27 protein-coding genes are annotated in these 24,601 nt (G+C 56.5%); 6 read left to right on the forward strand and 21 right to left on the reverse strand.

The features are described 5' to 3' along the window. The first annotated feature begins 405 nt into the window (after positions 1-405). From puuE to IT893_RS17650, 4 genes are all read left to right on the forward strand, one after another. Positions 406-1,323, forward strand: a complete 918-nt coding sequence (gene puuE, locus IT893_RS17635) for an allantoinase PuuE (RefSeq protein WP_197146134.1) — start codon at positions 406-408, stop codon at positions 1,321-1,323. 17 nt (positions 1,324-1,340) lie between these two features. Then, complete coding sequence (gene uraD / locus IT893_RS17640) at positions 1,341-1,868, forward strand: 2-oxo-4-hydroxy-4-carboxy-5-ureidoimidazoline decarboxylase (RefSeq protein WP_197146135.1); 528 nt, start codon at positions 1,341-1,343, stop codon at positions 1,866-1,868. A gap of 76 nt (positions 1,869-1,944) precedes the next feature. After that, on the forward strand, positions 1,945-2,961 hold the full coding sequence (gene alc / locus IT893_RS17645) for an allantoicase (RefSeq protein ID WP_197146136.1): 1,017 nt from the start codon (positions 1,945-1,947) through the stop codon (positions 2,959-2,961). Positions 2,962-2,970: 9 nt separating this feature from the next. Beyond that, positions 2,971-3,480 carry an ureidoglycolate lyase gene (locus tag IT893_RS17650; RefSeq protein WP_252723993.1) on the forward strand — a complete coding sequence of 170 codons (510 nt, stop codon included), beginning with the start codon at positions 2,971-2,973 and terminating at the stop codon, positions 3,478-3,480. A gap of 6 nt (positions 3,481-3,486) precedes the next feature. Here the strand turns inward: IT893_RS17650 and IT893_RS17655 are convergent, their stop codons facing one another. From IT893_RS17655 to pspA, 15 genes are all read right to left on the reverse strand, one after another. Then, on the reverse strand, positions 3,487-4,161 hold the full coding sequence (locus IT893_RS17655) for an HAD family phosphatase (protein WP_197146137.1): 675 nt from the start codon (positions 4,159-4,161) through the stop codon (positions 3,487-3,489). Between the two features lie 6 nt (positions 4,162-4,167). Continuing rightward, positions 4,168-4,962, reverse strand: coding sequence for a tetratricopeptide repeat protein (locus IT893_RS17660; RefSeq protein ID WP_252723994.1), 795 nt, complete (start codon positions 4,960-4,962; stop codon positions 4,168-4,170). A gap of 170 nt (positions 4,963-5,132) precedes the next feature. Beyond that, positions 5,133-5,915, reverse strand: a complete 783-nt coding sequence (locus tag IT893_RS17665) for a succinate dehydrogenase iron-sulfur subunit (protein ID WP_008888450.1) — start codon at positions 5,913-5,915, stop codon at positions 5,133-5,135. A 25-nt stretch (positions 5,916-5,940) separates the two neighbouring features. Then, positions 5,941-7,737: a succinate dehydrogenase flavoprotein subunit gene (gene sdhA, locus IT893_RS17670; RefSeq protein ID WP_197146138.1), complete on the reverse strand. Its 1,797-nt coding sequence runs from the start codon at positions 7,735-7,737 to the stop codon at positions 5,941-5,943. A gap of 4 nt (positions 7,738-7,741) precedes the next feature. Continuing rightward, positions 7,742-8,125 (reverse strand): succinate dehydrogenase, hydrophobic membrane anchor protein, encoded by a 384-nt coding sequence (sdhD, locus tag IT893_RS17675; RefSeq protein WP_008888452.1) that lies wholly within the window; start codon positions 8,123-8,125, stop codon positions 7,742-7,744. A gap of 26 nt (positions 8,126-8,151) precedes the next feature. After that, a complete protein-coding gene (sdhC, locus tag IT893_RS17680) occupies positions 8,152-8,532 on the reverse strand; it encodes a succinate dehydrogenase, cytochrome b556 subunit (protein WP_008888453.1) in 381 nt (126 codons plus the stop codon). A 403-nt stretch (positions 8,533-8,935) separates the two neighbouring features. Then, positions 8,936-9,985: a MaoC family dehydratase gene (locus tag IT893_RS17685; protein ID WP_197146139.1), complete on the reverse strand. Its 1,050-nt coding sequence runs from the start codon at positions 9,983-9,985 to the stop codon at positions 8,936-8,938. 123 nt (positions 9,986-10,108) lie between these two features. Next, entirely contained in the window at positions 10,109-10,987 is an 879-nt protein-coding gene (locus IT893_RS17690; RefSeq protein ID WP_197146140.1) for a CoA ester lyase, read from the reverse strand. Positions 10,988-11,141: 154 nt separating this feature from the next. Next, positions 11,142-12,224 (reverse strand): serine hydrolase, encoded by a 1,083-nt coding sequence (locus IT893_RS17695; RefSeq protein ID WP_252723995.1) that lies wholly within the window; start codon positions 12,222-12,224, stop codon positions 11,142-11,144. A gap of 122 nt (positions 12,225-12,346) precedes the next feature. Beyond that, positions 12,347-12,679, reverse strand: coding sequence for a hypothetical protein (locus tag IT893_RS17700; RefSeq protein ID WP_197146141.1), 333 nt, complete (start codon positions 12,677-12,679; stop codon positions 12,347-12,349). Positions 12,680-12,718: 39 nt separating this feature from the next. Further along, entirely contained in the window at positions 12,719-13,282 is a 564-nt protein-coding gene (locus IT893_RS17705) for an EndoU domain-containing protein (RefSeq protein WP_197146142.1), read from the reverse strand. A 27-nt stretch (positions 13,283-13,309) separates the two neighbouring features. Continuing rightward, the gene (locus IT893_RS17710; protein WP_008888466.1) at positions 13,310-14,686 is read right to left on the reverse strand and encodes an ATP-binding protein; all 1,377 of its coding nucleotides are present in this window, start codon (positions 14,684-14,686) and stop codon (positions 13,310-13,312) included. Between the two features lie 276 nt (positions 14,687-14,962). Further along, complete coding sequence (locus tag IT893_RS17715) at positions 14,963-15,436, reverse strand: PspC domain-containing protein (protein ID WP_197146143.1); 474 nt, start codon at positions 15,434-15,436, stop codon at positions 14,963-14,965. A 107-nt stretch (positions 15,437-15,543) separates the two neighbouring features. Next, the gene (gene pspB / locus IT893_RS17720; RefSeq protein ID WP_252723996.1) at positions 15,544-15,801 is read right to left on the reverse strand and encodes an envelope stress response membrane protein PspB; all 258 of its coding nucleotides are present in this window, start codon (positions 15,799-15,801) and stop codon (positions 15,544-15,546) included. Positions 15,802-15,849: 48 nt separating this feature from the next. Further along, positions 15,850-16,527: a phage shock protein PspA gene (pspA, locus tag IT893_RS17725; protein ID WP_008888471.1), complete on the reverse strand. Its 678-nt coding sequence runs from the start codon at positions 16,525-16,527 to the stop codon at positions 15,850-15,852. 140 nt (positions 16,528-16,667) lie between these two features. Here pspA and pspF point away from each other — a divergent pair, with 140 nt between their 5' ends. Next, positions 16,668-17,699 carry a phage shock protein operon transcriptional activator gene (pspF, locus tag IT893_RS17730; RefSeq protein WP_197146144.1) on the forward strand — a complete coding sequence of 344 codons (1,032 nt, stop codon included), beginning with the start codon at positions 16,668-16,670 and terminating at the stop codon, positions 17,697-17,699. A 178-nt stretch (positions 17,700-17,877) separates the two neighbouring features. Continuing rightward, positions 17,878-18,591: an outer membrane protein gene (locus IT893_RS17735; protein WP_197146145.1), complete on the forward strand. Its 714-nt coding sequence runs from the start codon at positions 17,878-17,880 to the stop codon at positions 18,589-18,591. Between the two features lie 118 nt (positions 18,592-18,709). On the opposite strand, the gene IT893_RS17740 is transcribed toward IT893_RS17735, so the two are convergent. From IT893_RS17740 to IT893_RS17765, 6 genes are all read right to left on the reverse strand, one after another. Next, complete coding sequence (locus IT893_RS17740; protein WP_197146146.1) at positions 18,710-19,843, reverse strand: acyl-CoA dehydrogenase; 1,134 nt, start codon at positions 19,841-19,843, stop codon at positions 18,710-18,712. A 78-nt stretch (positions 19,844-19,921) separates the two neighbouring features. Beyond that, positions 19,922-20,542: a carbonic anhydrase gene (locus tag IT893_RS17745; RefSeq protein WP_008888479.1), complete on the reverse strand. Its 621-nt coding sequence runs from the start codon at positions 20,540-20,542 to the stop codon at positions 19,922-19,924. A 142-nt stretch (positions 20,543-20,684) separates the two neighbouring features. Then, positions 20,685-20,996, reverse strand: coding sequence for a P-II family nitrogen regulator (locus tag IT893_RS17750; protein ID WP_007088811.1), 312 nt, complete (start codon positions 20,994-20,996; stop codon positions 20,685-20,687). Between the two features lie 4 nt (positions 20,997-21,000). Further along, complete coding sequence (locus IT893_RS17755; protein ID WP_064779965.1) at positions 21,001-21,975, reverse strand: sodium-dependent bicarbonate transport family permease; 975 nt, start codon at positions 21,973-21,975, stop codon at positions 21,001-21,003. A 163-nt stretch (positions 21,976-22,138) separates the two neighbouring features. After that, positions 22,139-23,326, reverse strand: coding sequence for an acetyl-CoA C-acyltransferase (locus IT893_RS17760; RefSeq protein ID WP_197146147.1), 1,188 nt, complete (start codon positions 23,324-23,326; stop codon positions 22,139-22,141). Between the two features lie 51 nt (positions 23,327-23,377). After that, on the reverse strand, positions 23,378-24,550 hold the full coding sequence (locus IT893_RS17765; protein ID WP_197146148.1) for an isovaleryl-CoA dehydrogenase: 1,173 nt from the start codon (positions 24,548-24,550) through the stop codon (positions 23,378-23,380). Positions 24,551-24,601 lie beyond the last annotated feature (51 nt).

Genomic DNA, 24,601 nt, shown 5'->3' on the forward strand with positions numbered 1-24,601 from the left:
TATGAGCGGTCGCTTCTCCCCGGGAACAGCATTCTGTTTATGAAGTTTTGTGCCGAACCATTTTTAAGCGATCTAAAATCGTCGCATTACACCCCGTCCGGGGGAAAGAGGCGATAACGTGAAACTATATCAACAAATCTTTGAAAAACGAATAGAACCGTTTCAGGCATTATGAACGGAAACACAGGCAAAACGCTGTGAAAGACCGCGAAAAACGTGGCCCCGATCTGATCCCGTCCAGGAACATTATCAAAACAGCCTTGATAGTGCGGCACGTCGTTGGCCTAGCATCCGCAGGTTTCTTTCTTGCTGCGCTGCGGCCGATGGTTAATGCTACACCAAACAGGCCCGACAACAAAGCCGGGCGTACGGGATCAATCCCACAGATTTCAGGAGAAGGTTCGCATGAACGACCAGACATATGCGCGTGATTTGATTGGTTATGGTGAAAACCCGCCCAAGGCCAACTGGCCGAACAAGGCGCGCGTTGCTGTTCAGTTCGTGCTGAATTACGAAGAAGGCGGCGAAAACTGCGTCCTCCATGGCGATCGCGCATCCGAAGCTTTCCTGTCTGAAATCATCGGCGCTGACATGCGCGAAGGTGTCCGCCATATGAGCATGGAGTCGATCTATGAATATGGCTCGCGCGTGGGTGTCTGGCGTATTCTGAACCTGTTCCGTGAACGCCAGATCCCGATCACCATCTTTGCCGTCGCCATGGCGCTGGCCCGCCACCCCAGGGTCGGCGAAGTCGCGATGAAGGATGGTCACGAGATCTGCTCGCACGGCTATCGCTGGATTGATTACCAATACATGCCAGAAGATCAGGAACGCGAACACCTGCATAAGGCGATCGAGATCATCAAGAATGTCACCGGCGAACGTCCGCTGGGCTGGTATACCGGCCGCACCAGCCCCAATACCCGCCGTCTGGTGGCTGAGGAAGGTGGCTTCCTCTATGACGCTGATGATTACAGTGACGAACTCCCGTTCTGGAGCACCCAGACCGAAACCCCGCACCTCATCGTGCCCTACACCCTTGATGCCAACGACATGCGCTTTGCCGCCATGCAGGGCTTCAATTCCGGCGAACAATATTTCCAGTATCTCAAGGACAGCTTCGACACCCTTTACGAAGAAGGGACCGAAACCCCGCGCATGATGTCAATCGGCCTGCATTGCCGCCTGGTCGGGCGTCCGGGCCGGTTCGCGGCCCTCAAGCGCTTTGTTGATTATGTCCAGAGCCACGACAATGTCTGGTTTGCCCGCCGCATTGATATCGCCCGTCACTGGCGCGAAAATCACCCGTTTAGCGGCGAATAAAGAAACACAAGGTCCCAATGACAGAAACCACCCAATCCCTGTTTGAAACCCGCCCGCCCAGCACACTCGCCGAGAGCGCGTTCGTGTCGCTTTATGGCTGGGTTTATGAACATTCACCGTGGGTTGCCCATCAGCTTTATGAACGCGGTATCGCCAAAAACCTCGATAACCCTGCAGCCCTTGCCGATGCCATGGCGGCCATCGTGAATGGTGCTGTTGATGCCGACAAACTCTCGCTTCTGCGCGCCCATCCGGATCTTGCAGGCAAGCTTGCGCTGGCCGATTTGACCGAGTCATCGCAAAGGGAACAAAAGGGTGCCGGGCTTGATCAATGCACCCCGGGTGAACTTGCCCGCTTTACCGAGCTTAATGATCTCTATAAACAGAAGTTCGGCTTTCCGTTCATCTTTGCCGTCAAGGGGTTCCATCGCACCGATATCCTCGAAGCGTTCGAGCGGCGCGTGAAAAACGACCCGGAAACCGAATTCAATGAGGCGATCGCACAGGTTCACCGCATTGCGAAATTGCGGCTCGAAGCGCTGTAGATTTCACCACAGCACCACGAGCAGCAAGCACCTGTGACCGCCAGATAATAAACGACCATTTCAGGATAAAAAGACCATGAGCCATCAGGAAAACACCGACGCGCCGGAATTTGCACGGCGCTTTGTCAATCTGGCCGATGAACGTCTGGGCGCAGAAGCAATCTTTGCGACCGATGATTTCTTCGCCGACAAGCAGCGCATGCTGCAAACCGCTGACGCGGTGTTTTACCCTGACCGGTACGACGATCACGGCAAATGGATGGATGGCTGGGAAAGCCGCCGCAAACGGGTCGAAGGCCATGATTACTGTGTCGTCCGCCTCGCAACTTCGGGCCGTATTTACGGTGTCGATATCGATACCAGCCACTTCACCGGCAACTTCCCGCCGGCCGCATCGCTTGAAGGCTGCTATTGCCCAAGTGGCGATCCGACCGACGACACCAAATGGCATGAAATCGTTGCCCCATTGGGCCTTGGTGCCAGCGCACATCACTATGCAGACGTCACGTCCGAGGCGATCTATACCCATGTGCGCCTGCACATCTATCCCGATGGTGGTGTTGCACGCCTGCGCGTCTATGGTCGCCCGAACCGCGACTGGACGGAAATGGCCGCCAAGGGCGAACAAGTCGATCTCGCCGCGATGATCAATGGCGGCGTCGTTGTTGGCTGGTCGGATGCCCATTACGGCAACCCGAATGCCATTCTGGCCCCGGGTCGCGGGGTCAATATGGGCGATGGCTGGGAAACCCGTCGCCGTCGCGAACCGGGAAATGAATGGCTGATTGTCGAACTGGGTCACCCGGGCGAGATTGAAAAAATCATCGTCGATACCTGCCATTTCAAGGGCAACTATCCCGACCGCGTTTCCATTCAGGGTGCGTTTGTCGACGGCGAAAAGGACAAGTCGCTGCGTGCACGTTCGATGTTCTGGTCGACCATCCTGCCGGAAAGCAAGATGCAGGCGGACCATATCCATGAATTCGATGCATCCGCACTTACCGTCAATGGTCCGGTCAGCCATCTTCGCGTCAACTCGATCCCCGATGGCGGCATCAGCCGTTTGCGCATCCTTGGCAAACCGACGACGTAACGGGGCAGGATGATGCAACTTCCCATCGAACACCTGACGCCAGAGGCCTTCGCACCCTTTGGCGAGGTCATTTCGACCGACACCGCGCGCGATACCTACAAAATCAATCAGGGAACCACCACACGGTTTCACGATATCTCGCGCGTAGATGTCGGGGACGAAGGTGGCGCGCCGATCATCAGTATCTTTCGCGGAACGCCGCGGCCCAAGCCGATTGAAATCAAAATGATGGAACGCCACCCGCTGGGATCGCAGGCCTTCATCCCGCTATCGGGCCAAAAGTTCCTGATTGTCGTCGCGTCAGGCACCGAAACGCCAAAACCCGGAGACCTGCGCGCGTTTCTTTCTGATGGCACACAAGGTGTTACCTACGCCAAAAACGTCTGGCATCACCCGTTGCTCGTGCTTGAAGAAGACAGCGATTTTCTGATCGTGGATCGCGCTGGCCCGGGCAACAACCTCAATGAAGTCGACCTGCCACTGGTCGACGGCGAGGTCATCACGCTGGATTGGGCGTAACCCGCCCTAAGCAGAAATTAGACCAAGACCTTGCAGGTAACGGTGCAACTCGGCGCTGTTACCTGCAACATACTCTGCCCCGGCATCGCGCAGGATGTCGGCATCCGCATCACTGCGATGCGCCCCACCCAAAAACCCGACAGACTGCATGCCTGCTGCCTTGGCTGCCACGATGCCGGATGGACTGTCTTCGATTACCAAACAATGTCCTGGCAGCCAGCCGCACGAACTGGCCGCCAACAGGAAAACGTCCGGTGCCGGTTTGCCCCGCGCCACTTGCTCGGCGGAAAACACCCGATCTTCGAAGAAGTCTGCAAGATTGGTCAGAGCCAGGCATTGATCAAGCCGCGCCAGATCACTGCCCGACGCCAAGGCAATCGGCACTGACAGCTTGGTCAAAAGGTCCAGAATACCGGCAATCGCCCGCAGATCGGTTTGAAAGGTTCGGGCCAGCTCCGCTTCACACCGTTCCTGATAGGAAATCGCATCAATATCGGCAGAAAACCGGGTATTGAGCGCGGCAATCATCTCACCATAGGTCACACCGCCAAAATCACGCGCCAATTCGCTTGCCGTGATCGTGACGCCATAATCTGGCAACAGCTTTTCATCGACAGCAAAAGACAAAATCTCGCTATCGATCAGAACACCGTCACAATCAAAGATGATGTGTTGGATCATGCAAACCTACTGCGCCGGGGCCGCCGCCCCGCCATTCAGGTCCAATGCCAGCAAGCGCTTCTGAATGGTCTGGGACAGAACCGGACCAGCCCCCGCCTCCAACGCGCGCTGATAGGCTGCACGTGCCATTTCAGTCTTGCCCATCGCCAGCGCATTGTCGGCGAAATGCGCGATATGCTCGGCCGTGGGCATTGCCTTGTTGGCACGGATAAACACTTCTTCGGCTTCCTGATAGCGGCCTTGGCGATACAGGATCAATCCATAGGTATCGAGGGCACCGGGATCATCCGGGGCCACCTGCAAGGCCTGCTTTGACAGGCGTTCGGCTTCCTGCAGGTTTTCGCCGCGCACCGCATAATGATAGGCCAGCCAGTTGGCCGCCCCCATATTGCCCTGTCCTGCCGCCTGATAGGCCTCGGCCGTCATGGTATCGCGGTAAGATGTAATCACGCTTTCAATCGCACTTTGATCAAGCCCATCCACCCAGGTCAGCCCGACCCGCACCGCCTTGCAGCCTTGCGCATTGGCCTGCTGGCACATGGCAACCGCTTCCTCGACCGCGCCAATCACCGTGGCGTTCGGCCCGGCGGCATATTCCTTGCCCGCCGCATCGCGCGCCATGGCCTTGAAATCAATCATCGCCCGATAGCGGTCATCAACCTTTTGCTCGGTGGGCGCGGCAAACATATCCTGCGCCTCCCACTTCGGGGCAGTTTCCCCGCAGGCGGCAAGGCCAAGCATCATGCCGGCAACCATTACGAAACGCGTTGATCTGAAATGAAACGGGTGGCGGTCAAACAAGGTTGTCATTCCCATACTGGTGCAGAAAGCCAGACGCCATCATAACGTATTTGGGTAATTGTGGGGTTAACATCATGCGACCAAAAGAAAAAGCCGCCGGGATCAATGATCCTCGGCGGCTTTAGCGTGCTGGCGTTAAACGCCAATATCAGGGCAACAAGCCTGCGGCTTTACGCGCGGCGTTCTGCGATCATCTTTTTGATTTCGGTGATCGCAAGCGCCGGGTTCAGGCCTTTCGGGCAGGTGTTGGTGCAGTTCATGATCGTGTGGCAACGATACAGGCGGAACGGATCTTCGAGCGCGTCGAGACGTTCACCGGTATATTCGTCACGCGAATCTGCCAACCAGCGATATGCCTGCAACAGAACAGCCGGGCCGAGGTAACGGTCGGAGTTCCACCAATAAGACGGGCACGCGGTCGAGCAGGAGAAGCACAGAATGCATTCCCAAAGACCATCAAGCTTGGCACGTTCTTCACGCGACTGCAGACGTTCGCCATCCGGCGGGGTCGGGCTGTCGGCCTTGAGCCACGGCTCGATGGAGGCGAGCTGCGCATAAGGCTGGGACAGATCCGGCACCAGATCCTTGACCACCGGCATATGCGGCAGCGGATAGATCTTTACTTCGCCCTTGATGTCTTCGATCGGCTTGAGACACGCAAGCGTGTTACGGCCATCGATGTTCATCGCGCACGAACCGCAAATGCCTTCACGGCAGGAACGGCGGAAAGTAAGGGTCGCGTCGATCTCGTTCTTGATCTTGATCAGCGCATCGAGAACCATCGGCCCGCACTTGTCGAGGTCGATGTCATAGGTGTCGGTACGCGGGTTGTCGCCACTGTCCGGATCAAAACGGTAAATCTTGAACGCACGGACATTCTTCGCGTCAGCCGGCGCAGAGAACGTTTTGCCCTCTTTGACGACCGAATTGGCGGGAAGATTGAATTCTACCATCTCTCAAATCCTCTCTTGCCGCGCCTTAATAGACGCGCTCTTTCGGCTCGATATACGACACTTCATCGGTCAGGGTGAAGTTGTTGACCGGACGATAGGTCAGATCAACGCCATAGCCCTTCTCGGTGTCGACCGTCGCAATCGTGTGCTTCATCCAGACTTCGTCATCACGCTTCGGGAAATCTTCGTGGGCATGTGCACCACGCGATTCATGACGCGCTTCTGCCGAATTCATGGTTGCAGCGGCACAGGTCATCAGGTTCTCAAGCTCGAGAGTCTCGACCAGGTCCGAGTTCCAGATGAGGGATCGATCCGAAACACCGACGTCGGGAAGCGTCTTGGCGGTTTCAGAAAGCTTGTCCTTGCCTTCTTTAAGGATTTCCGAGGTCCGGAACACGCCGCAGTTACCCTGCATGACGCGCTGCATTTCCAGACGGATATCAGCCGTCGGACGCGAACCTTTTGCCCAACGCAGACGGTCAAAGCGTGCAATCGCCTCGTCGCCATCGGTGGTTTTAAGCTCCTTGAAGGATGCCTTGGAATCGACCACTTCGGCGGCATGCATGCCGCATGCACGGCCAAACACAACAAGGTCAAGCAGCGAGTTCGTACCCAGACGGTTCGCACCGTGGACCGAAACGCAGGCTGCTTCACCGGCCGCCATCAGGCCCGGAACGATTGCGTTCGGGTCTTTGGCGGTCGGGCGCAGAACCTCGCCCTTATAGTTGGTCGGGATACCGCCCATGTTGTAATGGACCGTCGGCAGGACCGGGATCGGTTCCTTGGTCGCATCAACACCGGCAAAGATTTTTGCGGTTTCGGTAATACCCGGCAGACGTTCCCACAGCACTTCCGAACCAAGATGTTCAAGGTGCAGGTGGATGTATTCACCGTGTTCGCCAACACCACGACCATCACGGATTTCCTGTGCCATACCGCGCGACACAACGTCACGCGATGCAAGGTCCTTAACGGTCGGCGCATAACGTTCCATGAAACGCTCGCCTTCGGAGTTGGTCAGATAACCACCTTCACCACGGGCACCCTCGGTAATCAGGCAGCCTGAACCGTAAATGCCGGTCGGGTGGAACTGAACGAATTCCATATCCTGCAGGCCAAGACCCGCGCGGGCCACCATACCATGACCGTCACCGGTGCAAGTATGGGCCGAGGTGCAGCTAAAGAACGCACGGCCATAACCGCCAGATGCCAGAATGACCATCTTGGCGTTAAAGCGATGCAGTTCACCGGTATCGAGATCCCAGGCCACCAGACCTTTGCACGAACCGTCTTCGTCCATGATCAGATCAAGGGCGATATATTCGACAAAGAATTCTGCTTTGTGCTTCAGGCACTGCTGATAGAGGGTGTGCAGCATGGCATGACCGGTACGGTCAGCTGCGGCACATGCACGTTCAACCGGCGCCTTGCCGTGGTCACGGGTGTGGCCACCGAACGGGCGCTGATAGATTTTGCCATCTTCGGTCCGCGAGAACGGCATGCCGTAATGTTCAAGTTCATGAACCGCCGGAACGGCGTTACGGCACATATATTCGATGGCGTCCTGGTCACCGAGCCAGTCCGAACCCTTGACGGTGTCATACATATGCCACTGCCAGTGATCCTCGGACATGTTGCCAAGCGATGCACCAATACCGCCCTGGGCAGCAACGGTGTGCGAACGGGTCGGGAAGACCTTGGTGATACATGCGGTTTTAAGGCCGGCTTCAACCGTACCCAGTGTCGCGCGCAAACCCGCGCCACCCGCACCCATAACAACGACGTCGTAGTTATGATCGATAATTTTATAAGATTCACTCATTGGCTCAGGCTCCGGCAAAAACGATACGCAGGACTGATACGATGGCCGCCACAGACAAGAACGCTGCGACCGCCTTGATCAGCATCAGCGAGATCACTTCTGCTTTACGGTTATGCACATAATCTTCGATCACAACCTGCAGGCCGTGCGTGAAATGCACGGCAACACTGACGATCATCAGGATCATCATGGTTGAATGGAAATACGAGCTCAACCAAGCGTGAACGGCATCGTAATTCGCCGTGTGCCCGGCAAGTATAGAAACAATGAACCAGATGCCGAGCGGAAGGTTTGCAGCAGCCGTAACGCGCTGGGTCCACCAGTGCGACGAGCCACTTTTGGCAGAACCGAGACCGCGGACACGGCCCAGATCGGATTGCATCTTCATGACAAGTTGTCCCCTCTTGCCCGGCCTTAGGCCAGACCGATGATCCAGGTGAGAATGGTCAGCACGACTGCCGCGCCAAGGACGATCGGGTTGCCTTTGGCAGCACCCTCATTCGTCAGGCCGCGACCGGTATCCCAGACAAGGTGACGGATCCCGTTGCAGGCGTGGTAATAAAACGCCGCCGTCCAACCGAACAGCAGCAGCAGACCAAACCACGAGGTGAAAAATCCGTGATAGCCGTTAAAGGCTTCACGACCAGCGCCGGCACCAATCAGCCAGGACGCCAAAAATACGAAACCAATGGCAAGGCCGACACCCATCACGCGGAAGGAGATGGACATCTTTGCCGTCATCGGAAGCCGGTACACCTGCAAGTGCGGAGACAGCGGCCGATTGGCTTTGCTCATAGCGGAATTGCCTCTTCTCAAAGTAGCTGGCGGGAAAGCAGGGTTTATTTACCCATGCAGCGGGTTTGAGTCAATCTGAACCCCTTTGTAAACCAAAGAAATCAGTGACAAAACGCCTCAACTGCCTCCGTTAAACTACGTAGGTTGACCTCTCAGACACCGTAAACACCCTGCGGGAAGGGCGCTGCGAAGGACACGGGTCATTCACTTACGGCGTAACGTGCTTTTAGCAATCGCACAATTAGACCTTCTTACGCAAGGAAACTGCCAGCGGATCGGGTCTTATTTATTGCAAACACATATGAATGCGCCCTCACCCGATCAAGACCGGGTCCAGGCGCGCGGCGAAATTACCCTGGCGCAGCCAAACGAAAAGTTAAGCCACCCCAGGATTTATGACGAGTCAGCGCGGTATCAGCACCGTGTAGTCGAAATCAAGCAACACATCAGACTGATATTTGCCATCCGCGTCTTTGAGCGGGAAGTCACTGGCCTGACGATCGCGGACCGCCACAAGGCGCAGGCGAAGCGCGCCAAGGTCACGACGACCGGGCACCTCGAACTTGCCCAAGACTTCCGACCAGGCAAAAATCGTATCCCCGGCAAAGGCCGGATTGGCATGCGCCCCGGCATTGATCGCGGCAATCCGGAACGCATTGCCAAGCCCGTTGAATGAAAGGGCCCGGCACAGCGAAATGATATGCCCGCCATAAATCAACCGCTTGCCAAACCGTCCGCCATTGGCCGCGACCTGATCGAAATGAACCTTGGCGGTGTTTTGATAAAGCCTTGTTGCGATCTGATGTTCGGCTTCTTCCAGGGTCATGCCATCGACATGGTCGATCTTCTCGCCGACATAATAGTCATCCCAACGATGCGGCGATCCGGAAAGCTCGGTCGAATAGCCCGATACATCAAGGCCAACCGGGATCTGAAACGCCTCGGGCGCGACCACGCCGGGCAATTCCGGCAGGACCGTTTCCGGGGCCGGGGCACTTTCATCGCGTTTGCGCACCATGACCCAGCGATTGTAATCAAGCACCATCTCGCCGCGCTGATTGCGCCCGACGGAATTGACGTAAACAACACCGGTCTTGCCGTTGGAGTTTTCCTTGATCCCGGTGACGGTGGAAACCGAACTCACCGTATCGCCGGGATAAACCGGAACACCAAACACGCCCCCGGCATAGCCAAGATTGGCCACCGCATTGAGCGACACATCGGGCACCGTTTTGCCAAACACCATGTGAAACGCCAACAGGTCATCGACGGGTGCGGCCTTATAGCCGATGCTTTGAGCAAACTCGTCAGACGACTGCACGGCAAAGCGCGGGCCATAAAGCCCGGTATAAAGCGCCACATCCCCGCTTGTGATTGTGCGCGGGGTGGCATGGCGGATTTCCTGTCCGATCTGGAAATCCTCAAAATAATTGCCGGGGTTGGTCTTTGACATTCGATTGCCTCCCTGAAAGGCCGGATTTTCTGTAAAACACCGGTGCGCGCCAGTTTGGCTGTCTTGAATGCAGCCATTTTCATTTTTCGGCGCGACCCGTTTTATCTGATGTTGTTACTGCGCTTAGGCGGCGTCCATTTCCGCGATCAAATCGGCCATCGCGACCAGCTTCTTGGCCGACACCACATGCAGATTTTCAATCAGTTTGCCATCGACCACGACCACACCCTTGCCCGCGGCACTGGCTTCTTCATGGGCAGCTATGATTTTACGCGCCCATTCGATCTCTGCCTCTGCCGGGGCAAAGGCTTCGTTGGCCGCTGCAATCGTTTTGGGATGAATAAGCGTCTTGCCATCAAAGCCAAACTCGCGCCCCTGCTTGCAGGATGCGGCAAACCCGGCATCATCAGACAGATCAAGATGCACACCATCAAGGATCGCAAGCCCATAAGCACGTGCCGCCAACAGACACAGACCAAGGCTGGTCACCATCGGCAGACGGTCCGGGGTATGCGCACATTTCAGATCCTTGGCAAGATCGGACGTCCCCATCACAAACCCGCCCAGACGCGGGTGCGCCCCGGCAATTTCCTTGGCATTGAGCATCGCAAGCGGCGTTTCCATCATGCACCAGATGGTCATGCCCGCATGCGCGCCTTCGGCCTCCATGATATTGGCGACCTGTCGCACCGTGTCGGCACTTTCGACCTTGGGCAGCAGGATGGCATCCGCCGATGTTTTGGATGCCACGACAATATCAGCATACCCCCACGGGGTGTTCAGGCCATTGGTCCTGATCTGGATTTCGCGTTTGCCATAGCCGCCCTCGGAAAGCGCGCTTACAATCTGACCCCGCGCGGCATCCTTGGCGTCGGGGGCCACCGCATCCTCAAGATCGAGAATAAGCCCGTCGGCCGGAAGGCTTCTGCCCTTTTCAAGGGCGCGCGCATTGGAACCCGGCATATACAAAACAGAACGGCGCGGACGTGGGGCAGCAGCCATCAGGATTCTCCCATTTGATAATATTCGTACAATATTTGATATTTATTTTTACGAAAATTACCCAAACTCGCTTTTCACTGCAAGTCACTTTTTGCGGTGCGGCATAGTGAGCCCGCCGCAGGCAGGGAATCATTAGCAACGCAGCGAGGTGGCCCTATTCCGGCTTGCCGAACAAACCGGTCATCAGCATGCTGGTGACTGATGGCACCTCATTGAGCGCCCGGCCATTGGCCAGAAACACCACCACCGTGTCCTGTTCAGGGAACCAGGAAAACTCGGCGGAATAGCCGAAATAGATCCCGTCATGGCCCCAAACCGGGCCCCAATCACTTGAACCGATCATAAGCCCATAGCCATAAGACCCGTCACCGGCAAAAACGGTATCGGTTGTTGCCCGTTCAATGGCGTTCGGGCCCAGTAGCACACCCTCAACAAAAAGCGCACGGGCGAATTTGACCAGATCTTCCGTCGTTGAAATCACCCCGCCATCGGCCAGTTGATCACCAACGTCATAATCCGTGACGTCTTCAAGCTGCCCGTCGCCATTGGCATCATCAAAGCCGCGCGCCAGCGATGCGGGCCGGGGAAACCGGCCAAAGGATGTATTGATCATCTCGGCCGGTTCGAAAATCCGGCGATTGAACACTGCCTCGATATGATCCCCCTCAACCGCCTCGATCATGACGCCAAGCAGGATAAAATTGCTGTTGGACGGCGCATAGTTTGTTCCCGGCGCAAAATAGGCTTCCCGATCGGCAATCAACGGCAACAGCTCGACATTGCGCCAGCCATGCTGCGGGTCGCGCCCGACCAGCTCAAAAAAGAACTCGCCATCAAGGTAATCGGGAATGCCCGAACTGTTGCGCAGCAAATCACGAATGGTCGCACGATCGGCATTGGCAATGCGATCGCGGAAGGCCTCGGGCAGGTATTTGCCAATCGGATCGGCCAGATCAATCCGCTTCTCGGACGCCAGTTGCAGGGTCACAACCGCCGTCATCATCTTGGTCAGCGATCCGATATAAAACTGCCGATCCCGCGTCATGCCGGTTTCGGGCCGGACACTGGCATAACCGGTCGCGGCATAGCGCACATTGCCCTCGCCATAGCCAATCGCCACTACGCCACCCGGCAGACCAGCATGCTCAACATATTGATGCAGGAATTTTTCCAGCGGATCAGATGGCGCTTCCTTGGTGCTTGCGCTTTGCGCCCATGCAGGATGGCTCGCGGACATGACAAACGCCACCGCCAATATCGCCATCGCACATGCGGAAATACGCCAGAATGCCGGGTTCAAATCGTTTTACTCATCCTGTCCAACCATGCCCAGCGTCGGGCAAATTGCTTTCCGCCCGGTTAATCCGGACTTTCCGAGAGCTTTGATATCCAGGCCCTCAGCGCCGCCTCAAGGTCATTGGTGCGGACCGTCACCGGGCTTTCACCCGCTTCGTCATAAACCGGCGCGATCTCGGTTGTGTCCGGCCCGACATTTATGATGTAGGCATTCATCGCCATTTCCCAAGAGGGTTCAAGACCTTGGCGCACCCGGCCAACCTGCAAAAGCACCTCAGCCGCCCATTGGTCCGCACGCCCGATATCCATCACAAGACAAGCCGCAATCCGGTCATGCCCCGGATCGTCAGTCACCTTGCCCGGCCAATCGGGCAGCGGAAAATCACCGGCTGTCATTATAAAAAACTCTCATCACCTGCCGCTTGCCACCCATGATCAATACAATGGAAAGGCCGTGTTGATATTGCCCGCATTCGCCCCATGACTGAGTGTGGCAAAGGCGATGTAAAAACGCACATCTTCCGATGGGCCAACGCAATATCCATTACTCGATCCGCCCTCGGGTCGATTGAACCCGCAAGATGCCCAATGCGGCGCGCCGGTCGAGCAGGCCACCTGATGGTCATAGGCATGAATAATGGATTTCTCGACCTCCGCCTGACTGCATGTATCCGGGTACATGGTCGAAAACTTCGATGGGTTGGTGCCATCGGGATTCACCAGCGTGATGGTCGCGCCATACACGCCACTGGCATTGGGTTCTTGCGTGATCTTCACATCCGCAACGCTTGCCGGATTGATGCCATCCGGGCGGGAATGGAAACCCTTCGCCCGATTGCCATCGACCTCGCCACAAAAGACATGCTCGATATTGATCGGCGGTGTGGTGTTACTCCAATGCGGATTGGCAGGGCAGGCAACCTGTGCCTGCGCAAACGCAATCGCGGGCCAAGCCATCCCGGCAAAAAAGCAGAGGCAAATCCGTAAAAGCCCAGTCATCAAAGACCTCCTTCCCAGCACACCAAATCAAAGCTGCGAAAATTCAAGCCCGATCCGAAGGGCCAACACACTGGCCGGCTCAAAGCGCATCGGCACCCCGCCAAGCTTCCCGCCATGCCATTGCGCCTTGGTCAGGACAAACGCGCCCAGCGGCAGGGCATGACTGCCCCGGAAATTGACCAGGGCTCTGATTTCCTTGGGCTTGCGGATCGCCTCATCGCGCCACAGGCAATGATAGGCAAAAAGCGGCGTACCGGATCGGCGATCAAGGAACACAAACGGCACCTCATATTGTCCCCAGCGCGCGTAATAAAGGCTTTCCATCCCGACACTTGACGTCAGGAACTGGGTCTGGATCGCAGTTTCCGCCAACCGTGTGATCGTCGCACTGTCAGATGCCCGAACGCCTATCAAACCGGTGCGCAAGCCCGGATGGATCAGGTGCACCTTGAACGCCACCGCGCGCTGAAACGGTTTGGCATCCTGATCGACACGTTCAAGACGGCGCACCAGCCAGGCACTTTCAAGATATTCAAGATACCGCCGAAGCGTATTCTTGGCGATATCAAGCTCGCGCGCCAGCCCCTCGATCGAAAATTCCGAACCGGTGTTATAGGCCAGAAGCGCAAACAACCGATGCAGGTCCGACGGGCTTGAAATGCCATGCAGGCCGGGCAAATCCGAATGAAGCGATCGATGAATGGCCCCGGCCTCGCCATTGGCGGCATGAAAGCCGCCTTCATTGATATAGTCCTCAAACAGGTCATTCAGTTCAATCAACCCGTCGGGCACATCGGCGGTATAGCGCCCGACATTTGGCGTTTCCGGCAAAACATCACTGGGCGCGATGCCCTTTTGCTCAAGATATTCGGCAAAGCTGAAAGGCGGTAAAAACAGGCTCTGGATATATTCCGCATTATCCCCGGCCGGCGCCAGCGCACTGACCGCCACCACGCGCAACATCGGATCGGCGGCCAGCAGTTTGATCAGGCTGGCTTCCCAGTCGCGCTGATAGGATACCTCGTCAATAAACAGCCAAAGCGGATGATCGGCCGAAATCCCACGCATGGAGCGCAGCAGCTTCGGCAACCGCGGCAGATCAACCTCAAGAAACAGCGGATGTTCAAGCGAGATATAGCAAACATGGCGTCGCGGCGTGTCGGCATTCAAAAGCTCTGCCACGGCCTGACGCATCATCACGGTCTTGCCCACCCCGCGCGGGCCGGTCAGAACAACCGCCTTCTGGCCGTCATTCTTTTCAATCGCCGCCCAGAACCGCTTGAAAAACGCGCGTTGCGGCAGGCCCTGCACCTGATCATCGGTAACGCCATCCCACCACGGGTTATCAAGCATCAAACGATGCAGAAAATCCTGTTCGCCGGGATGCTCGATCATGGTCGTCATATGGTGCTCCCCAAAAGCTGCCTGCCCTATAGCGCACTATATGGGCAATTTTTCCGACTTTGCCGGAAAAACCTTTAAATTAGGTATAGTGATAAACGCTATTTGGGGGTTTTGCCGCAAGGAACTGCAAACAAAAAGAAAAACCGGACTGCATCTGCAATCCGGTTTAACTGTTTGACGACGGTTCTTCGGGTCAAGACCCGTGCTAACGCGAGGGGGGATTGGGGGGTAGCTGATAAAACCGCCGTCAATCTCGTCAAAATGCTCGGCTCGTGCTTAGGCCTTCGGCCCATCCGTTTTGGTATCGTCCGGCTTGCTGTCTTTATCGGACTTACCGGCTTCGTCATCCTCTTTCATCTTTTTGAATTCGGATGCCATGCGGTAATCGCCAGATGCGACAAAGCCTTCCATCGAACCGGTGCGCCGTTCCAGATCGTCAAACTGCTCGCGCAGGTCTTCCATCCAGCTTTCTTCATAATCAACACCAACCGTCGGGCGCTCGTTTGCGGCATCCGCCGTACTGTTGTTCTGGCGGGCGGCACGTCCGGCCGATGTGCTTTGACCGGCACCGCGTACTTTGCCGCGCAGAGCATCAAACCACTGCGGATGATGCACATAGGCCCATGCCAGACCAAACAGCATCACACCGACCGGGAAGCTGAAGATCAGAACCAGAATGAAGGCAATCAGCACCCCTTTGCGCGGAATGCCAAAGGCTTCTGAAATGCCGCGCGTGGTACGGCCGATCACACCATGACGCCTGGAACCGTCCGGGTTGTGCCGTGAGCCACATCCACAGCGCGAGCGTCTTTTGTGACTGCGCCCAAAACCGTCTCCAGCAGTAGCTTGCTGAGCAGTCATATCCTGTTCCTCCATTCGGCAACCTCGGCATCTAACAGGCGTTCAAGTGTTTCGACACGGGTTTCGAGTCGCTTTGCCCGTTGTTTCAGACCCGCCACCGTTTCCTTTTCGCGGGCTGTCTGTTCCGGGCTTTGCGGGCGTTGCTCGGCCTTCATGCGTTTCCAAACCGTGATGTAATGAAACACCACCCAAACCGGGCCAACAACGGTGATCAAAACGATAAGAGGTACGGCAATCGCCCACATATTCGACATCTCGTTCTTTCAAGCAGATCAACGTATCGAAACACGAAAACCCGTTACTTATTTGTCTTTTTTCGCGTCGCTTTTTACGCGTGCTTTCAGTTCCTTAAGATCATCCTCGATCCCGAGCTCGGCCTCAAGGTCTTCGAACTGTTCCTCAAGGCTCTGTCCGCGACCAAGGTCCCAGGAGTCCGCACTCGCTTCAAGTTCGTCAATCCGGCGTTCCATCTGCTCATAACGCAGAAGTGCTTCGTCAATCTGACCGGAATGCAGCTTTTCTTTCATTTTGACACGCTTTTCAGCCGTCTGCATGCGGATTTCAACCGTACGCTGTTTCGCCTTGGCTTCGTTCAGCTTGTTCTGAAGCTTATTGAGGTCCTCGTCATACTTGCCAAGGGTTTCCTCGATCACTTCCAGCTCCCGCTCAAGCACAAGGCTCTGATCGGCCAGACGACGGCGCGCCATCAGTGCGCCCTTGGCCAGATCATCACGGCCCTTGGAAACTGCAAACTCTGCCTTGGTGTCCCATTCGACCTGACCGTCATGAAGTTTCTTGAGCTTGCGCTCGACTTCTTTCTTGTCGGCAATCGCCTTGACGGCGGCGGAACGCACCTCAACCAGGGTGTCTTCCATTTCCTGGATCATCAACCGCACCATTTTCTCCGGATCTTCGGCACGATCCAGAAGCGAGTTGATGTTGGCATTTACGATATCGGACAAACGCGAAAACACGCCCATTGTCTGATCTCCTTAATTAATCGGGGGACGCTACAAATTCTGCACTCTCTGTTTCAAATGCCGTGCCAGTTTTGAAATCCCATCAAATCAATAACTTAACCAATCATCAGACTTTTTACTTAACTTTTATCGCGACAATAATGACGTTTTTCGATAACGTTTTCCGCGAAATGGATAGCTTGCAACCGATATTGGGCGAAGACCCCGTTTTTCTGGCCGCCCTTGAACATGTTTCACGTCTGGCGCCGATTGAACGCCCCTGTCTGGTGATTGGCGAACGCGGCTCGGGCAAGGAACTGATTGCCGCCCGCCTGCACTATCTTTCGCGCCGTTGGGGTGGACCGCTGATCAAGGTCAATTGCGCCGCCCTGTCTGAAACCCTTCTTGATACCGAACTTTTCGGGCACGAAGCCGGGGCGTTTACCGGCGCGACCAAACGCCATATCGGGCGGTTCGAACGCGCGCACGGGGGCACCATCATTCTTGATGAAATCGCCACCGCCAGCCCCGTGGTGCAGGAAAAGCTTCTGCGTGTTGTTGAGTACGGCGAGATCGAGCGTGTCGGCGGCTCGGAAGTCATCGAAGTCGACACCCGCGTCATTGGTGTGACAAATGAAAACCTGCGCGAACTGGCCAAAACCAACAGGTTCCGCGCCGATCTGCTTGATCGCCTCGCCTTTGACGTGATCGCTGTGCCGCCGCTGCGCCAACGGTCTGATGATATCCTTTTGCTCGCCGAACAGTTCGCGCTTGAGATGACCAAACGCCTGGGCCGCAGCGTCTTTCCCGGTTTCTCGCGCAATGCTGCCGAACAACTTCTCCGCTACCCTTGGCCCGGCAACATCCGCGAACTGCGCAACGCGGTTGAACGCAGCATCTACCTGTCCGAGGACGACGAAACCCCGCTGGCCCACATCACCATCGATCCGTTCGAGGAGATCTGGTCCGAGACCGACCGTGACACGCCCACATCTGCGCCAGAAGTCGACGCCCCGGAACCAGACACAAATATCGACTTCAAATCACAGGTCGCCAATTTCGAAATCAAGCTGCTTGAACAGGCCCTGCGCCAAAACGCCAACAACCAGACCGAGGCTGCAAAGGCGCTTGATCTGAACTATCATCAGTTCCGCAGATTGTTGGAAAAGCACGGGCTTTTAGCCCGCCGCTAGGTTTGCAACCTTTGATATCCTGACGATTTATGACGAGCGCCAATTTTCTTAGTGCTATGATCAACCCGAACGCTTACATTCAGCAAAACTGATCAATTCACTTAAGTCATTAGGATACATGTTAATGTTATCACATTTGCTGCCAGTGAAAGGCTACAGATTAAGACGCGGGCCCGCTGTGGTCGCCACCCTGCTGGCACTTGGTTTTGCCGGATTAAGCAACTCAGCAACCGCGGAGGAATGGCTACTCACCCCATACCTGCGTGCTGACCTTGGCTATTCCATGACCATTGATGATAAAGACGACTTTTTCGACAGCGCTGAGCGCGACACAGTCGAATTGACAAGTTATAAAGGCCAGCGTTACCAGATCGGTGCCGGACTGAACCTTACGGACTATCTACGGACCGATATCACGGTATCGTATGGTGCCCGACTATCCGCAGCAGATGACTATCGTGACGCGGACGGTATTGCGAACAAAACAGCAAATAAGCTAAATGACGGCGCTTTCGAGACGTCCAACTGGTCGACGATGATGAATGTTTATGTCGATCCGTTGAGCATTGCCGGTGTTGATGTCGGCGCCTTTTCCCCCTACTTGCAAGGCGGCATTGGTTGGGCGCGGAACAAAACAGAAAAGCTTTTTTTCCCTGACAGCACTTTCATTCGTGGCGATACGCATAACGACCTTGCCTGGCAGATTGGTGCAGGCGTCGGATACGCGATATCCGATCAGTGGACGCTGGATCTGTCCTACCGCTACCTCGACATGGGAGAAGTGCGCGGCGGTGATACTTATATCAATGGCGCGACCGCGACCAAAGTTGAAGCAACCCGGTTCGACCTGCGGGCGCATGAAATCATGATCGGCCTGCAATACCAGTTCTGAGACCGCCATCCGGCAACATCCTGAAATCATCTAATCTACGCAAATACCCCGGACCACGATATTCTCGTGGTCCGGGGTATTTTGTTTTGGCATGCCCGCAAGCGGACACGCTGCCTCGTCAATCCGCCAAAGCCCGGGCAATCACCATCCGCTGGATATCAGACGTGCCTTCATAGATCTGGCAAACCCGCACATCGCGATAGATGCGCTCGACCGGGAAGTCCTTGAGATAGCCGTATCCGCCATGAATCTGGATGGCGCTTGAGCACACTTCCTCGGCAATTTCAGACGCAAACATTTTCGCCATGCAGGCCTCGGTCAGACACGGCTTGTGATCATCGCGCAAGACAGCGGCGCGATGGACCAGCAACCGGGCGGCATCGATCTTGGTGGCCATATCGGCCAGACGAAACGCCACTGCCTGATGTTCAATGATTTTCTTGCCGAAGGTTTCGCGTTCGTTGGCGTAATCGCGGGCGGCCTCGAACGCCGCACGCGCCATGCCGACCGACTGGGCGGCAATGCCGATGCGTCCGCCTTCAAGGTTGGCAAGCGCGATCTTGTAGCCCTGCCCTTCCTCGCCCAGCATGTTCTCGGCAGGCACCCGGCATTCAACAAAGGTGATCTGGCAGGTGTCCGAGGCATTCTGACCAAGCTTTTCCTCAACCCGGGAAACAACATATCCCGGCGTGTCGGTCGGCACGATAAAGGCGGAAATGCCGCGCTTACCCGCATCCCGGTCGGTGACGGCAAAGACGATGGCGACATCGCCCTCCGACCCCGATGTGATGAATTGCTTGGCGCCATTTAAAACCCAGTGATCTCCATCGCGGACCGCCCGGGTGCGCAGCGCACTGGCATCTGATCCGGCCTGCGGTTCGGTCAGGCAGAACGCCCCGATCTTTTCGCCGCGCGCCATCGGGATCAGAAATTCCTGCTTTTGTGCCTCTGTCCCGAATTTCAGGATCGGCATGCAGCCGACAGAGTTATGCACCGACATGATGGTCGAGGTCGCGCCGTCGCCAGCGGCAATTTCTTCAAGTGCCAAAGCATAGGCGACATGATCCATGCCCGCCCCGCCATACTCGTCAGGCACCAGCATGCCCAAAAAGCCGAGCTCGCCCAGGCCTGCAATCGCCTCGGCCGGGAAGGTATGGTGGATGTCCCATTTTGCGGCATTGGGTTTGAGTTCGTTTTCGGCGAACTCGCGCGCGGTATCGCGCACCATGATCTGATGTTCTTCCAACCGCATGACGGCCACCCTCCCACGTTAGGTTTCATGGGCGATGTCCGGTCCTGCGATCAGAAGATCGTTATCATCAGACCGGGCTTACTCTTCGCCCTGAACAAATTTGTCCTGCGCGGCATCAAAGCGCCACAGGATCCCTTCTTTCATGCCGTACCACCAGCCATGCAGCTTGAGGTCACCGGCCTCGACCCGTTCCTTGATGAACGGGAACGACATCAGGTTTTGCAGCGAGTTACGGATCGAATGACGCGATACCTTGTCGACATCCGGGCCATGTTCGAGACAGCATTTCGAAATGCTGACCCACTCGCCGATAAAGTCGCGGTCCGGCACCTTGCCCGCTTCGCCGTGTTCGACTAGAGCCTCCATGCCACCGCACGCCGAATGGCCCAGAATGACGATGTCCCTGACCTTCAGATCACGCACCGCAAATTCGATCGCCGACGACGTCCCGTGGTAATTCTCATCGGGCTCATAGGGCGGGACAAGGTTTGCCACGTTACGGATGACAAACATCTCACCCGGTTCGGCATTGGTCAGGATGGCGGGATCAACGCGGGAATCAGAACAGGCAATCAGAAGAACTTCCGGTCGCTGGCCCATATTGACCAGGTCCTCGACGCGTTCCGGGCGCTGATCATAATACATCGCCTTAAAGCTCTTGAACCCGGCAAGCATCCGATCAACGGTTGGCTTTGACATCTCGCGAAGTCCCCTATTCTGTCATAACGCTGTCGACAAAATAGGACCAAATTGCCCAAGTTGATAGCCCCCATTCCAACCTTTTGAACCGTTCTAAACGTGCGATCTCCTTTGTTTCGCAGACAACCAAACCCTGACGTTCCTAGAATCGATCCGCGCGCAGCACCTGACAGTCACTGATCGTGACAACACCGATATGACGATCCACCACCTCGAACGCGGCCTCAAGCATCCGGTCAAGCTTCTCAGGGCGGATGATGCAGATCACCTGAACCATGCCGCCGCCCCGCGACACGGTATCATCGCGGCTCCAACTGCCTGACCGCCCCGATCCGCCAAGTACTGGCAGCACGGAAAAGCCGGTAACCCCCGCCCCCTCAAGCGCCTGACGCAGGCGGCTTTCCATAATGGCTTCGATAATGATCGCCACACGTTTGGCATCATGCTTTTCCATGGGATTAACCTCCGTGAACGGCGCTGGCCATCGCAAGATAAAGCGGAATGCCAAGCGTCAGGTTGAAGGGGAACGTCACGCCAAGCGACAGCGTAAGATAGACCGACGGATTGGCTTCTGGCAGGGCAACACGCATGGCCGCAGGCACCGCGATATAACTTGCCGAGGCGGCCAGCACCATCAACAGCACCGCTCCACCAAGCGACAGGCCGATAATCAGCGCAAACGCCAGTCCAAGGCAGGACCCGATCACCGGCATCAACATCCCGAAAACAAGCGGCCCCGGGCGCAGCACCGCACGCCCCTGTTTCAGGCCACGTCCCGCAACCAGCCCCATATCCAGCAGGAACAGGCAAAGAACCCCCTGGAAGGGCGAGACAATCAGGGCTTCGATCTTGGCCATGCCCTCGGCACCGGTGATCCAGCCGATAAAGAAACTGCCAACCAGCAGGACGATGGAACCATTGAGCAGGATTTCACGGATCAACGCGCCATCCATCCGGCCCTTGCCGCCCGATGACACCAGCAACAGGGCCGAAAAGATCGCAGGTGCCTCCATCGCGGCAGCCACCGCAACCATGTAACCCTCTGCCACGATGCCCGAACTTTGCAGGACCGAGGTTGCCGCGACAAACGTCACGATCGAGATCGAGCCATAATGCCCTGCCACCGCAGCGGCATCTGTTCTGCTCAGTTGCGAGATCCAGCGCAAAAGCGCAAAGGCAATGAACGGCAAGACAAAGGACAGGATCACGCCCGCCATCAGGGTCATGCCAAGTGTCAGGTCGATCCCGTTATTTGAGACCGCCACCCCGCCCTTGAAGCCAATGGCAAACAGAAGATAAAGCGAAATGCCTTTGGCGACGGCTTCCGGGATCGTCAGATCCGATCGCGCTAGGGCAGCCCCCACCCCCAGAACAAAGAAAAGAACGATGGGCGACAGAAGATTTTGCGCCGCCAGGCTCAACACATCTTGCATGGCTGTCCCTTGACTATGATACCCCGGTGTTGGTGTCGCGCAAGCAGCCTCGCCCCTGCGCCAAAACCGCAATTCCGATAGCAGGATCGCGGTTTTCTGTCATCAGAAAGCCGACCCCTCCGATCACAGGGGCGTAACTTCGTTCACATAATTTACCAAAAACTTAAAGCAGCTCGATGGCAACCGCCGTGGCCTCACCGCCACCAATGCAAAGCGACGCCACACCCTTGGTCCCGCCATGGGTTTTAAGCGCATGGATCAGGGTGACCAGCAACCGCGCACCAGTCGCACCAATCGGATGGCCGAGTGCACAGGCACCCCCATGGACATTGACCTTACCGTGATCAAGTTCGAGATCACGGATCGCGGCCATCGCCACCACGGCAAAGGCTTCGTTGATTTCCCAAAGATCGACATCGTCCTTGGACCAGCCGGTTTTGCCCAGCACCTTTTTGATCGCATCAATAGGGGCGGTCGTGAACCAGCAGGGTTCTTGCGCGTGGGTCGACTGACCAACGATCTTGGCAAGCGGCTTAAGCCCGCGCTTTTCAGCTTCCGACGCGCGCATCATCACAAGCGCCGCAGCGCCATCGGAAATCGATGCCGAATGGGCGGCAGTGACCGTGCCATCCTTGGCAAAGGCCGGGCGCAGGGTGGGGATTTTTTCTGGTTTGGCCTTGGGCGGCTGTTCGTCGGCGTCAATCGTGACTTCGCCCTTGCGGGTGTTAAAGGTCACCGGGGTAATCTCATCGGCAAAATGGCCGGACGTGGCGGCATTTTGCGCCCGCGTCAGCGAGGTAATGGCATAGTCATCCTGCTCTTTGCGGGTAAAGCCGTATTTTTCGGCGGTCGCCTCGGCAAAGGTGCCCATCGAACGGCCCTTGTCATAGGCATCTTCCAGACCATCGAGTGCCATGTGGTCATAGACCATGTCATGACCATATTTGTGGCCCGACCGCATTTTCGGAAGCAGGAACGGCGCATTGGTCATGCTTTCCATGCCGCCCACCACCATGACATTGGCGCCACCGGCGACCAGCGTATCATGGGCAAACATCACCGCTTTCATGCCCGATCCGCACATCTTGTTGATCGTGGTCGCGCCCGCCGCACGCGGGATGCCGGCATGCCAGGCAGCCTGGCGGGCCGGCGCCTGCCCCTGACCGGCGGGCAACACATTGCCCATGATGACTTCATCAATATCATCGGCGCTAATACCGCCACGCTCAAGCGCTGCCTTGATGGCAACACCGCCCAGTTCGGCGGCGGTCACGCTGGCAAAATCCCCCTGCAGGCCACCCATCGCGGTGCGGGCGCAGGAAACAATGACGATCGGATCAGAAGTGCTCATGGTATGGGTCCGTTTGTTCGTGGGACGAAGTTTCGGGTTTCAGCTCAGAACTCAGGCGGTTTCGCCAAACAGTTCGCGGCCAATCAGCATGCGGCGGATTTCACTGGTGCCGGCACCAATTTCATACAGCTTGGCATCGCGCAGCAAACGGCCGGTTGGATATTCATTGATATAGCCATTGCCGCCCAGCGCCTGAATGGCTTCAAGCGCCATCCAGGTTGCCTTTTCGGCAGCATAGAGGATCACACCGGCCGCATCCTTGCGCGATGTTTCCCCGCGATCACACGCCTTGGCGACTTCGTACACATAGGCACGACACGCATTCATCGTGGTGTACATATCGGCGATCTTGCCCTGCATCAGCTGGAACTCGCCAATTGCCTTACCGAACTGTTTGCGTTCATGAATATAGGGCACGACCACATCCATGCAGGCGCGCATGATGCCCGTCGGGCCTGCGGCCAGAACCGCGCGTTCGTAATCAAGACCGCTCATCAAAACCCGCACACCGCCATTCAGCTGCCCCAGAATGTTTTCCTCGGGCACTTCGCAATCCTGGAATACGAGTTCGCAGGTGTTGGAGCCACGCATCCCCAGTTTGTCGAGCTTTTGCGCGGTCGAGAAACCCTTGAACGTCTTTTCAATGATAAAGGCCGTAATGCCTTTGGGCCCGGCATCGGGATCGGTTTTGGCATAAACCACCAAGGTATTCGCGTCCGGGCCGTTGGTGATCCACATCTTGTTGCCATTGAGGATGTAACGATCCCCCTTTTTCTCGGCCTTAAGCTTCATCGACACGACGTCTGAGCCTGCGCCCGGCTCGCTCATCGCCAGCGCCCCGATATGTTCGCCGCTGATCAGTTTGGGCAGGTATTTGGCCTTCTGTTCGGGCGTGGCGTTGCGTTTGATCTGGTTGACGCACAGGTTGGAATGCGCGCCGTAAGAAAGCGCGACCGAGGCCGAAGCACGGCTGATTTCTTCCATGGCGATCACGTGTTCAAGGTACCCAAGGCCGGTGCCGCCGTCTTCTTCGGACACCGTCATACCCAGCAGGCCAAGATCGCCGAATTTGCGCCACAGATCATTGGGGAACTGGTTGCTGGCATCAATCTCGGCCGCGCGCGGGGCGATTTCGGCCTCGGCAAAAGACGAGACGGTTTCGCGGATGGCCTCCGCGGTTTCGCCAAGATCGAATTTCAGTCCGGGGAAGTCGAAAAATGCCATGTTACTGTTCCTGCCCTGCGCAATTTGGTTATTTGATAAAAGTGAATAATC

Origin of the sequence: Thalassospira sp. A40-3 (assembly GCF_015871485.1) — a bacterium.
In the GTDB taxonomy this organism is placed as follows: domain Bacteria; phylum Pseudomonadota; class Alphaproteobacteria; order Rhodospirillales; family Thalassospiraceae; genus Thalassospira; species Thalassospira tepidiphila.

Coding starts and splice junctions, on each gene's coding strand:
- alc (WP_197146136.1), top strand. CDS start 1,945: ATGAGCCATCAGGAAAACACCGACGCGCCGGAATTTGCACGGCGCTTT.
- IT893_RS17690 (WP_197146140.1), bottom strand. CDS start 10,987: ATGGCTGCTGCCCCACGTCCGCGCCGTTCTGTTTTGTATATGCCGGGT.
- IT893_RS17705 (WP_197146142.1), bottom strand. CDS start 13,282: ATGACTGGGCTTTTACGGATTTGCCTCTGCTTTTTTGCCGGGATGGCT.
- sdhD (WP_008888452.1), bottom strand. CDS start 8,125: ATGAAGATGCAATCCGATCTGGGCCGTGTCCGCGGTCTCGGTTCTGCC.
- sdhC (WP_008888453.1), bottom strand. CDS start 8,532: ATGAGCAAAGCCAATCGGCCGCTGTCTCCGCACTTGCAGGTGTACCGG.
- IT893_RS17655 (WP_197146137.1), bottom strand. CDS start 4,161: ATGATCCAACACATCATCTTTGATTGTGACGGTGTTCTGATCGATAGC.
- pspF (WP_197146144.1), top strand. CDS start 16,668: ATGACGTTTTTCGATAACGTTTTCCGCGAAATGGATAGCTTGCAACCG.
- IT893_RS17710 (WP_008888466.1), bottom strand. CDS start 14,686: ATGACGACCATGATCGAGCATCCCGGCGAACAGGATTTTCTGCATCGT.
- pspA (WP_008888471.1), bottom strand. CDS start 16,527: ATGGGCGTGTTTTCGCGTTTGTCCGATATCGTAAATGCCAACATCAAC.
- pspB (WP_252723996.1), bottom strand. CDS start 15,801: ATGTCGAATATGTGGGCGATTGCCGTACCTCTTATCGTTTTGATCACC.
- IT893_RS17650 (WP_252723993.1), top strand. CDS start 2,971: ATGATGCAACTTCCCATCGAACACCTGACGCCAGAGGCCTTCGCACCC.
- IT893_RS17695 (WP_252723995.1), bottom strand. CDS start 12,224: ATGTCCGCGAGCCATCCTGCATGGGCGCAAAGCGCAAGCACCAAGGAA.
- puuE (WP_197146134.1), top strand. CDS start 406: ATGAACGACCAGACATATGCGCGTGATTTGATTGGTTATGGTGAAAAC.
- IT893_RS17760 (WP_197146147.1), bottom strand. CDS start 23,326: ATGAGCACTTCTGATCCGATCGTCATTGTTTCCTGCGCCCGCACCGCG.
- uraD (WP_197146135.1), top strand. CDS start 1,341: ATGACAGAAACCACCCAATCCCTGTTTGAAACCCGCCCGCCCAGCACA.
- IT893_RS17755 (WP_064779965.1), bottom strand. CDS start 21,975: ATGCAAGATGTGTTGAGCCTGGCGGCGCAAAATCTTCTGTCGCCCATC.
- IT893_RS17740 (WP_197146146.1), bottom strand. CDS start 19,843: ATGCGGTTGGAAGAACATCAGATCATGGTGCGCGATACCGCGCGCGAG.
- IT893_RS17750 (WP_007088811.1), bottom strand. CDS start 20,996: ATGGAAAAGCATGATGCCAAACGTGTGGCGATCATTATCGAAGCCATT.
- IT893_RS17745 (WP_008888479.1), bottom strand. CDS start 20,542: ATGTCAAAGCCAACCGTTGATCGGATGCTTGCCGGGTTCAAGAGCTTT.
- IT893_RS17685 (WP_197146139.1), bottom strand. CDS start 9,985: ATGTCAAAGACCAACCCCGGCAATTATTTTGAGGATTTCCAGATCGGA.
- IT893_RS17665 (WP_008888450.1), bottom strand. CDS start 5,915: ATGGTAGAATTCAATCTTCCCGCCAATTCGGTCGTCAAAGAGGGCAAA.
- IT893_RS17700 (WP_197146141.1), bottom strand. CDS start 12,679: ATGACAGCCGGTGATTTTCCGCTGCCCGATTGGCCGGGCAAGGTGACT.
- sdhA (WP_197146138.1), bottom strand. CDS start 7,737: ATGAGTGAATCTTATAAAATTATCGATCATAACTACGACGTCGTTGTT.
- IT893_RS17765 (WP_197146148.1), bottom strand. CDS start 24,550: ATGGCATTTTTCGACTTCCCCGGACTGAAATTCGATCTTGGCGAAACC.